We start from the raw sequence: 9,922 nt of genomic DNA, 5'->3' as shown, positions 1-9,922 counted from the left end.
GCCCAAAGGTCAAAAACATACTCGATGGTCGTTGGCGAAGTGGGCTCTGAGACACAGCGGCACGACGTAGGTGCCGACCGCCGAGAGGTTGTTGGTCGAGTGAGGCGAAGCAACAAAGGTCCCGAGCCGCCCGCCCGGGGCAACTTCACCCCGCCGTCGCGCGGAGCGGCGCCCGCCCCCGTTGTGCCCGGTTCGGAGCCGACGGCCGCGCCCGCTCCGAGCGGCGGCCGTTTCTCCCCGCGCAACTGGCGGGTGGCGACCCGACTGAACGCGATCCTGCTGATTCCCGTACTGGTCGGCCTGGTCATGGGCGGCTTCCAGGTAAGCAGCTCGATCAACACCTGGCAGGAGGCCGAGGACGCGGAGAACACCGCGCGTCTGGTCCGGGCCGCCCTGACCTACGGCGACGCGCTCTACAACGAGCGCGACGTCACCGCCTCCCCGCTCCTGACGGGCAAGGGCCAGGACGACCCCACGGTCACCCAGGCCCGCAAGAAGACGGACGAGGCCGCCGACGCCTTCGACGAGGCTGCGCAGAACATGCCGCAGAAGGCCGGCCTGGAGCGCCGCCTGGACCTGTTCCGCGAGGCGGAGCCCACGCTTCAGAACCTGCGCGCGGCCGCGTACACGAGCAAGCTCGGCGGTGTGAAGACCGAGGAGGGCTACGTCGCCGTCGCCCACCCCCTGATGGAGTTCGCCAACGAGCTCGGTCTGGGCACCGGAAACATCACCAGCTACGGCCGCACGGTCTACGCGATCTCGCTGACCAAGGCGGCGCTGTCGCTGGAGCGCTCCATCGGTACGCACCTGCTGATCAAGCCCGGCCCCCGGCCCACCGACCTCGCCAAGCAGCGCGTCGCCCTGTCCTCCTACGCCTACCTCGAGGGCATCGCCGTCCAGGAGTACATCGGCGGTGGCACCGAGGCGGACGCGCAGAAGCTCAAGGACGCCGAGGCGCAGATCCGGGCGGACGGCCAGGAAATGGCCAAGCAACAGCTGGCCAAGAACCCGGATTACAAGGCGCCGCCGGCCAAACCGGAGGACATGGTCGCGGCGATCGCGGGCCTGCAGTCCGCCGACGACCTCGACGCCCTCGCCCAGCAGGGCGTCACCGCGACGAACTGGTGGGCGGTCAACACGCTCAAGTACGACGCCTACCGCCAGATCGAGTCGGACCTGGCCGACACCGCGGTGAGCGAGGCCGCGAGCATCGCCGACGACGCCAAGCGGGACGCCTTCATCGTGGGTGCCGCCGTCGTGGTCGCCCTGCTTGCCGCGTTCATCCTGGCCGGCATGGTGGCCCGCCAGATGAGCCGCTCGATGCGCCAGCTGCGCAACGCCGCCTTCGGCATCGCCGAGCAGCGTCTGCCGATGCTGGTCGACCAGCTCTCGCGGACCGACCCCGGTCGCGTCGACACCCGTGTGTCGCCCATCCCGATCACCTCCACGGACGAGATCGGCGAGGTCGCCCGGGCCTTCGACCAAGTCCACCGCGAGGCCGTCCGGCTCGCCGCCGAACAGGCCCTGCTGCGGGGCAACATCAACGCGATCTTCACCAACCTGTCGCGCCGCAACCAGTCGCTGATCGAGGGCCAGCTGACCCTGATCACCGACCTGGAGAACAACGAGGCCGACCCGGACCAGCTGGAGAACCTCTTCAGGCTGGACCACCTGGCCACCCGTATGCGCCGCAACGGCGAGAACCTCCTGGTCCTCGCCGGCGAGGAGCCCGGCCGCCGCTGGGACCAGCCGGTCCCGCTGGTCGACGTGCTGCGCGCCGCCTCCTCCGAGGTGGAGCAGTACGAGCGCATCGAGATATCCGGCGTCCCGGAGGCCGAGATCCACGGCCGCGCCGTGACCGACCTCGTGCACCTGCTGGCCGAGCTGCTGGAGAACGCGACGACGTTCTCCTCGCCGCAGACCAAGGTTCGGGTGACCGCAACCCGGCTGCCCGACGGTCGGGTCATGATCGAGATCCACGACAAGGGCATCGGCCTGACCGCCGAGGACTTCGCGGACATCAACCACAAGCTGGCCAACCCGCCGACCGTGGACGCCGCGATCTCCCAGCGCATGGGCCTGTTCGTGGTCGGCCGGCTGTCCGACCGGCACGGCATCCGCGTCCAGCTGCGCCCCTCCGGCGAGCAGGCCGGCACCACGTCGCTGGTCATGCTCCCCGACGCCATCACGCACGGCGGTGGCGGCGAACAGGCGCCGGACCGCGAGGAGTTCACGGTTTCGCAGATCATCCCGGAGCAGCAGTTCCAGGGTGAGAGCTTCAACCACCAGCCGATGCGCACGGCCGCCGAACTCGGCTTCGACGACAGCCGCTACACCGAGGTCCCCGACGACATCCGCGAGCTGGACCCGGTGGGCCGCTCCCTGATGCGCGAGGAGCGCCGCGCGGCCCTGGAGGCCCAGACGCACGGCCAGCAGGGCACCCAGGAGCCCACCGACGCACCCGCGTACGGCGACGGCTTTGACGGCCGGCAGGCCTACGACAACGGCCGGCAGGCGTACGACAACGGCCAGAACGGCTACCCGGACCAGTCCGCGGCCTACGGGCAGCAGACCGGTTACGAGGAGCAGACGGCGTACGAGGGGCAGCAGCAGCCGTCGTACGACGAGCCGTACTACGCGCCGAACGGCATGCCGCAGGGCGATGGTTTCGCGACCAACGGCGGCTACCCGGAGCCCACGTATACGGAGCCGGCCCAGGAGGAGCCCGCCGCCGCCCCGACGCGTTCCCCGGAGAGCTTCTCGGCCTTCGAAGAGCAGTCCTACCAGGGCGACTGGCAGCAGCGGGACGGCTACCGGAACGGCTACCCGGACCAGTACGCTCCCGAAGCGGAATCTCCGCAGGCCGCTGACGCAAGTGAGCGGGACCGCGTAGGCTTCGACCGTCCGGGAACGGGCCAGTCCGCCGGCCACAACCTGACCGACGCCGGGCTCCCCCGTCGCGGGTCCAACGGCGGCGGGCAGGGCGCGGGCCGGCCCGCGAACCGGGAACCGGCGGCCCCCTCGGCTCAGAGCAACGGCGACGACGGCTGGCGCTCGGCGAACGACGAGCGGTGGCAGCAGGCCTCCCAGCTCCGTAAGCCCAAGGCGGGCGGAGTCACCTCCTCCGGCCTGCCGCGGCGGGTGCCCAAGGCCAATCTGGTCGAGGGCGCGGCGGAGACGACCCCGCAGGGCGGCCCCCAGGTCTCCCGCGCTCCCGAGGACGTCCGGGGCAGGCTGAGCAACCTGCGCCGGGGTGTCCAGCGGGGACGCACCGCAGGAAGTGAAACGAACGGCCAGGGCTTCGGTCCTGACAGCACCTACAACCAGGAGCGTTAGTGTGAGCCCGATGAGCCAGGCGGCACAGAACCTGAACTGGTTGATCACCAACTTCGTGGACAACACCCCCGGGGTGTCCCACACCGTGGTGGTCTCCGCCGACGGACTCCTTCTGGCGATGTCCGAAGGCTTCCCCCGCGACCGCGCCGACCAGCTCGCGGCCGTCGCCTCCGGTCTGACCTCACTGACCGCCGGCGCCTCGCGCATCTTCGAGGGCGGCAGCGTGAACCAGACGGTTGTGGAGATGGAGCGAGGATTCCTCTTCATCATGTCCATTTCCGACGGGTCGTCGCTCGCAGTTCTGGCCCACCCGGAAGCGGACATCGGCCTCATTGGGTACGAGATGGCCCTTCTGGTGGACCGTGCCGGTACGGTCCTGACCCCGGATCTCCGTGCGGAGCTCCAGGGAAGCCTTCTCAACTAACAGACAGACGGTGCGTTTTCGCGTCCCGTGGCCGTAAGGTTTCGGGACGCGGCTCCACAGCGATGGGTGCCCGGCACAGTCGGAGGAGGAGAAAGTGGCAACACCCCCAAGCGGTTCGTCTTCGGGCAACTGGTCGTACGGCCCTGGCCAGGGTCAGAACGACGGTTCCCAGAACCGGTACAACTTCCCCTCCACACCGAGCCACCGGCAGCCGTACGCACCGCAGGGCCCGGGGCCCTCGCCGTACGACCAGCCGTCCGCGCCGCGCATCCAGCCCGTGCAGCCGCAGCGCCGCACCCCTGAACCGGCGCCCGGCGGGGCGTCGAACAACCACAACCCCCTGGTGCGCCCGTACGCGATGACGGGCGGCCGCACCAGGCCGCGGTACCAGCTCGCCATCGAGGCGCTGGTGCACACCACCGCGGCTCCGCACCAGATGCAGGGTCAGCTGCCCGAGCATCAGCGGATCTGCAACCTCTGCCGGGAGATCAAGTCGGTGGCCGAGATCTCGGCTCTGCTCACGATCCCCCTCGGCGTGGCCAGGATCCTCGTCGCCGACTTGGCGGAGGCGGGCCTGGTCGCCATCCATCAGCCCGGCGGCGACGAGAACGCCGGCGGCCAGCCAGACGTGACACTGCTCGAAAGGGTGCTCAGTGGACTTCGCAAGCTCTAGCGGCGGTCCTTCCCGCTCCACCACCTCCGCGAAGATCGTGGTGGCGGGCGGCTTCGGCGTGGGCAAGACCACGTTCGTCGGCGCCGTCTCGGAGATCAACCCGCTGCGCACGGAGGCCGTCATGACGTCTGCTTCGGCAGGCATCGACGACCTCACCCACACCGGGGACAAGACGACCACCACGGTCGCCATGGACTTCGGCCGTATCACCCTGGACCAGGACCTGATCCTGTACCTGTTCGGTACGCCCGGCCAGGACCGCTTCTGGTTCATGTGGGACGACCTGGTGCGCGGCGCGATCGGCGCGGTCGTCCTGGTCGACACGCGCAGGCTCGCCGACTGCTTCCCGGCCGTCGACTACTTCGAGAACAGCGGCCTGCCGTTCGTCATCGCTCTCAACGGCTTCGACGGCCAGCAGCCGTACCAGCCCGACGAGGTCCGCGAGGCACTCCAGATCGGCCCGGACACCCCGATCATCACCACCGACGCCCGGCACCGCGCGGACGCCAAGTCGACGCTCATCACTCTCGTGGAGCACGCGTTGATGGCTCGCTTGCGGTAGCGCTGCCGCGCGATGCACGTAAGGGGCGCCCTCTCCGTTCGGAGAGGGCGCCCCTTTTGCGTGCGCGGCCACCGGGTTGCCCCGACGAGTGGTTCGCCGTCTGCGGGTTCGTCGTGGCTTGTCGCGCAGCTCCCCGCGCCCCTGAGAGGCCTGCGGCCTCTCAGGGGCGCGGTTCTACCGCCAGCTGTGCGGAGCCCGGAAGCCGGGCTCGCGTTCCAGGCGGCGCCAGCCGGCCTTGGCGCGGCCGCGGTGTGCCGGGGTCGTCGTGGACGTGTGTGCCGCCGCCCGGGCCAGGAGGATCGCCGTGATGGCGGCGACTTCCTCGGGCTCGGCGTGGCCCTTCTCGACGCGGATGTCAGGGTTGTTCATGGGATCAGTCTCCGTGGATGAGGTTTCCGCGGGGGTACCGCAGAGGTTCCGCCGGGTTACTGCGGGGGGTTGCCGTGCTTGCGCGAGGGCAGGTCGGCGTGCTTGCTGTGCAGCATCGCCAGGGACCTGATCAGTACCTCGCGGGTTTCCGCGGGGTCGATGACGTCGTCCACCAGACCGCGCTCGGCGGCGTAATACGGGTGCATCAGCTCGGACTTGTACTCCTTGACCATGCGGGCCCGCATGGCCTCGGGGTCCTCGGCCTCGGCGATCTGGCGGCGGAAGATGACGTTGGCGGCACCCTCCGCGCCCATCACTGCGATCTCGTTCGTCGGCCAGGCGTACGTGAGGTCCGCACCGATGGACTGGCTGTCCATCACGATGTAGGCACCTCCGTAGGCCTTACGCAGGATCAGGCTGATCCGCGGCACCGTCGCGTTGCAGTAGGCGTACAGCAGCTTGGCGCCGTGCCGGATGATCCCGCCGTGCTCCTGGTCGACACCCGGAAGGAACCCGGGAACGTCCAGGAAGGTGACGATCGGAATATTAAAAGCGTCACACATCTGGACAAAGCGCGCAGCTTTTTCGGATGCCTCGATGTCCAACACGCCTGCCAGCACCTGCGGCTGATTGGCGATGATGCCGACCACCTGGCCGTCGAGGCGGGCCAGCGCGCAGATGATGTTGCGCGCCCAGCGCTCGTGGACTTCCAGGTACTCGCCGTCGTCGACGATCTCCTCGATGACCTTCGCCATGTCGTACGGCCGGTTGCCGTCCGCCGGGACCAGGTCGAGCAGGGTGTCGGAGCGGCGGTCGGGGGCGTCCGTGGACTCCACCCGCGGCGGGTTCTCGCGGTTGTTCTGCGGGAGCAGCGACAGGAGGTAGCGCACCTCGGCGATGCAGGTCTCCTCGTCGTCGTACGCGAAGTGGCAGACACCGCTCGTCTCGGCGTGCACGTCGGCGCCGCCCAGGCCGTTCTGGGTGATCTCCTCGCCGGTCACCGCCTTGACCACGTCCGGGCCGGTGATGAACATCTGCGAGGTCTCGCGGACCATGAACACGAAGTCGGTCAGCGCGGGGCTGTAGGCCGCACCGCCGGCGCACGGGCCGAGCATCACGCTGATCTGCGGGATGACACCGGACGCCTTGGTGTTGCGCTGGAAGATGCCGCCGTAGCCGGCCAGCGCGCTGACGCCCTCCTGAATGCGGGCGCCGGCACCGTCGTTGAGGGAGACCAGCGGGGCCCCGGCCGCGATGGCCATGTCCATGATCTTGTGGATCTTCGTGGCGTGGGCCTCACCCAGGGCGCCGCCGAAGATGCGGAAGTCATGGGCGTAGACGAAGACCGTACGGCCCTCCACCGTGCCCCAGCCGGTGATCACACCGTCGGTGTACGGCTTCTTGGCCTCCAGACCGAACCCGGTCGCCCGGTGGCGGCGCAGCTGCTCGACCTCACGGAAGGTGCCCGGGTCCAGCAGCAGCTCGATCCGCTCCCGGGCGGTCAGCTTGCCCTTGGCGTGCTGCGCCTCGGTCGCCCTCTCGCTCGGGCCGGCCACCGCCTGCGCGCGGATCTGGTGCAGCTCGGCCACTCGCCCGCGCGCGTCCGTCGGCTCGCTCGTCGACTCACCGGTCGCCTCATCCAAAACGGTCATGTAGCGACCTTACGAAGGACAACCAGGAAAGCGGGCCGTCGACTCCGTACAGTCTCCGGGGTGTTTTCCTGGTACCCCTTAACAGAACCAGGGGGGCATGCAGGCGTTCCGACTGCTCAGAGGGCTTCGGGCTTGTAGGGGTCGTACAAACTCGTCGGCTGGGAGTCACGTCACATTCAGGTCGGGCGCATGCCATCCCTCGGGTGACACGCGAGGATACCGGGCCTCAGCCGAACCGGTTCAGCAGCCGGCGGTACACCGCTGGTGCGAGGCCGCGCACCCGGCCCGGCAGGGTCAGCCAGCCGGGGACGTAGACGTCGTCCTGGCCGCGCCGGACCGCGTTCCAGACCGTGACGGCGACACGGCCGGGCGTCGTGGGGCGTGGGCGGGTGCGCTGGTAGGGAGTGCCGCGGCGGGCGAAGAAGGCGGTGTCCACCGGGCCCGGCACAACGAGCGTCACGCCCACCCCGGTGCCGCGCAGTTCCTGCCGCAGGGCCTCGGCGAACGCGGCGATGCCGGCCTTGGCGGCCGAGTACACGGCCTCCTCCCGCACCCCCACACAGCCCGCGACCGAGCCGACGAGCACCACCCGTCCACGGCCGGCGCTCACCATGGCGGGCAGTACCTCCCGGACCAGCAGCAGCGTGGCGTTGAGGTCGACCGTCAGCACCCGGTCGATGGCGGCGGCCGGCATCGTCACGAAGGGGCCGGCCCAGCCGATGCCCGCTCCGGCGACCAGGACGTCGATCCGGCCGGTGGCACGCAGCGCGGACTCGGCCAGCAGGCGGGGACCGTCGGGGGCGGCGAGGTCGGCGGGCAGGACGAGGGCCGATGTCCCGGCGGCCGTCTCCTCCAGCCGGAGCCGGTCCCGTCCGCTGACGATCAGTTGCCAGCCGCCGGTGGCGAAGCGCCGGGCGGTGGCGGCGCCGATGCCCGAGGAGGCGCCGGTGACGAGTGCCACGGGCCGGTCGGTGCGGTGCAGCGGCCGGTGTTCGCGCACCGCGGCCGGAGTGGGGGCGGGACGTGCCTTCGGGTCGTAGGTGGAACCGGAGCCGGTGTGGGTCACGAGTCGGTCTCCCTGCGCTGTGGGTCCGGTTTTCCGGGACACGTAGTCCAGGACACCGCCTGTGCGGTCCCCGGCGCCAGTTCTGGGGCGGTCCGTCCGCGGCGAGCTCACCCGAATCGCCGCCCGCCGCCCGGTCGTCCCTTCGGTGGGTCGGGGGCCGCATCGGTCACGTACCGACGCGGCAGGACCACTCCTGCGGGCCGCGGGGTACACCCAGGCGGCGGTACGGGCGGTACGCGGCGCGGGTTTACCGGGATACGAAGGGGAAACCCCGGAAGCTCCTCCAACTCCGGTTCCGTCCGGTTCACGTGGCGAGGTCACCATGCGATTGCTGCTCGTCCACCCCAGCGCCCTCATGTATTCCGAGATCTTCCTGCGGCTCGAACCTCTGGGCCTGGAACGGGTCGCGGGTGCCGCTCGGGACGCCGGGCACGAGGTGCGGGTCGTGGATCTGCAGGTGACCGGCCGGAGGCAACTGCGCGACGAGATCCGGTCCTTCCGCCCTCAGGCCCTCGGGGTCTCGCTGAACTACCTGGCGAACATCCCGGAGGCGATCGAGCTGGCCGCCGAGGTGAAGCAGGCGGTACCGGGCTGCTTCGTGTTCTTCGGCGGGCACAGTGTGTCCTTCGTCGCCGAGGAGGTGCTGGAGCAGGCCGAGGGGGCGGTGGACGCGGTGGTCCGCGGCGAGGGCGAGCCGGCCGTCGCGCCGCTGCTGGCGGCGGTCCGCGACGGCGGGGTGTCGGGGGTGCCCGGGATCGTCACGGCCGACGGGCGCGGTCCGGCGCCGCTGATGGTGCACAGCATCGACTCCCCCGTCCCGGCGCGCGACCTGATGCGCAACCGGCGCCGTTACTTCATCGGCGAACTGGACCCGTGCGCCTCCGTCGAGTTCACCCGCGGCTGCCCCTGGGACTGCTCGTTCTGCTCGGCGTGGACGTTCTACGGCCGCAGTTACCGCAAGGCCTCCCCCGAGGCGGCGGCGGCCGACCTGGCGGGCATCCGGGAGCCCAACGTGTTCATCGTCGACGACGTCGCCTTCATCCGGCCCGAACACGGGGACGCCATCGCCGCGGAGGTGGAGCGCCGCCGCATCCGCAAGCGCTACTACCTGGAGACGCGCAGCGACGTACTGCTGCGCCACCCCGAGGTGTTCGAGCGGTGGGCGCGGCTGGGGCTGCGCTACATGTTCCTCGGCATGGAGGCGATCGACGCGGAGGGACTGGAGCTGTACCGCAAGCGGGTCAGCCCCGACGAGAACCTCCGTGCCCTTCGGACGGCCCGCCGGCTCGGCATCAAGGTCGCCATCAACCTGATCGTCGACCCGGCCTGGGACGAGGAACGCTTCCGGGTGGTGCGGGAGTTCGCGCTGGCCGTGCCGGAGATCGTGCACTTCACCGTGATGACGCCGTATCCGGGGACGGAGATCTGGCACACCGAGTCGCGCCGGCTCACCACCCGCGACTACCGCCTGTTCGACATCCAGCACGCCGTGGTGCCCACGGCCCTGCCGTTGGAACGGTTCTACGAGGAGCTGGTGCGCACCCAGGCCGTGATCAACCGCAAGCATCTGGGACTGCGCACGGCCTTCGGTGCGGCCCGCGTGCTCGGCCGCAACCTGCTGCACGGGCAGACGAACTTCGCCCGCATGCTGTGGAAGTTCAACCAGGTCTACAACCCGCACCGCCAGATCGCCGATCACACCAGGCCCGTCCGCTACGAACTGCCCCTGCCGCAGCACCTCGACGTCACCGACCGGCGTCAGCTGTACGTCCACACCCGGGGGGCGACGCAGGGCGCACCGGGCCGCCGGACCACCGAGTAACCGGACGGGCGCGGGCGT

8 protein-coding genes are annotated in these 9,922 nt (G+C 70.2%); 5 read left to right on the top strand and 3 right to left on the bottom strand.

From position 1 onward, the window contains the following. Positions 1 to 99 precede the first annotated feature (99 nt). The 4 genes from ACTWQJ_RS07625 (at position 100) to ACTWQJ_RS07610 (ending at position 4,995) form a co-directional block, all read left to right on the top strand. Positions 100 to 3,336: a sensor histidine kinase gene (locus ACTWQJ_RS07625; protein ID WP_443305857.1), complete on the top strand. Its 3,237-nt coding sequence runs from the start codon at positions 100 to 102 to the stop codon at positions 3,334 to 3,336. A 10-nt stretch (positions 3,337 to 3,346) separates the two neighbouring features. Then, a complete protein-coding gene (locus ACTWQJ_RS07620; protein WP_004983065.1) occupies positions 3,347 to 3,760 on the top strand; it encodes a roadblock/LC7 domain-containing protein in 414 nt (137 codons plus the stop codon). Positions 3,761 to 3,854: 94 nt separating this feature from the next. Further along, positions 3,855 to 4,433, top strand: a complete 579-nt coding sequence (locus tag ACTWQJ_RS07615; protein ID WP_443305856.1) for a DUF742 domain-containing protein — start codon at positions 3,855 to 3,857, stop codon at positions 4,431 to 4,433. Next, complete coding sequence (locus ACTWQJ_RS07610) at positions 4,414 to 4,995, top strand: GTP-binding protein (RefSeq protein ID WP_026084856.1); 582 nt, start codon at positions 4,414 to 4,416, stop codon at positions 4,993 to 4,995. Before ACTWQJ_RS07615 ends, ACTWQJ_RS07610 begins: the two co-directional genes overlap by 20 nt. A gap of 174 nt (positions 4,996 to 5,169) precedes the next feature. Here ACTWQJ_RS07610 and ACTWQJ_RS07605 read toward each other — a convergent pair whose 3' ends face one another. From ACTWQJ_RS07605 to ACTWQJ_RS07595, 3 genes are all read right to left on the bottom strand, one after another. Next, positions 5,170 to 5,364, bottom strand: coding sequence for an acyl-CoA carboxylase subunit epsilon (locus tag ACTWQJ_RS07605; RefSeq protein ID WP_443305855.1), 195 nt, complete (start codon positions 5,362 to 5,364; stop codon positions 5,170 to 5,172). Between the two features lie 56 nt (positions 5,365 to 5,420). Next, entirely contained in the window at positions 5,421 to 7,016 is a 1,596-nt protein-coding gene (locus tag ACTWQJ_RS07600; protein ID WP_443305854.1) for an acyl-CoA carboxylase subunit beta, read from the bottom strand. Between the two features lie 226 nt (positions 7,017 to 7,242). After that, the gene (locus ACTWQJ_RS07595; RefSeq protein ID WP_443305853.1) at positions 7,243 to 8,082 is read right to left on the bottom strand and encodes an SDR family NAD(P)-dependent oxidoreductase; all 840 of its coding nucleotides are present in this window, start codon (positions 8,080 to 8,082) and stop codon (positions 7,243 to 7,245) included. Positions 8,083 to 8,404: 322 nt separating this feature from the next. On the opposite strand from ACTWQJ_RS07595, the gene hpnR reads away from it, so the two are divergent. After that, a complete protein-coding gene (gene hpnR, locus ACTWQJ_RS07590; RefSeq protein WP_443305852.1) occupies positions 8,405 to 9,904 on the top strand; it encodes a hopanoid C-3 methylase HpnR in 1,500 nt (499 codons plus the stop codon). The last annotated feature ends 18 nt before the right edge of the window (positions 9,905 to 9,922 follow it).

Origin of the sequence: Streptomyces sp. KR55, assembly GCF_052245645.1 — a bacterium.
Lineage (GTDB): Bacteria > Actinomycetota > Actinomycetes > Streptomycetales > Streptomycetaceae > Streptomyces > Streptomyces flavusporus.
The sequence above is the reverse complement of the archived record's forward strand: the minus strand, read 5'-3'. Positions and strand labels throughout refer to the sequence as shown.

Excerpts from the sequence above, each read along its gene's own strand:
- ACTWQJ_RS07620 (WP_004983065.1), top strand. The coding sequence starts at position 3,347 with ATGAGCCAGGCGGCACAGAACCTGAACTGGTTGATCACCAACTTCGTG.
- ACTWQJ_RS07605 (WP_443305855.1), bottom strand. The coding sequence starts at position 5,364 with ATGAACAACCCTGACATCCGCGTCGAGAAGGGCCACGCCGAGCCCGAG.
- ACTWQJ_RS07600 (WP_443305854.1), bottom strand. The coding sequence starts at position 7,016 with ATGACCGTTTTGGATGAGGCGACCGGTGAGTCGACGAGCGAGCCGACG.
- hpnR (WP_443305852.1), top strand. The coding sequence starts at position 8,405 with ATGCGATTGCTGCTCGTCCACCCCAGCGCCCTCATGTATTCCGAGATC.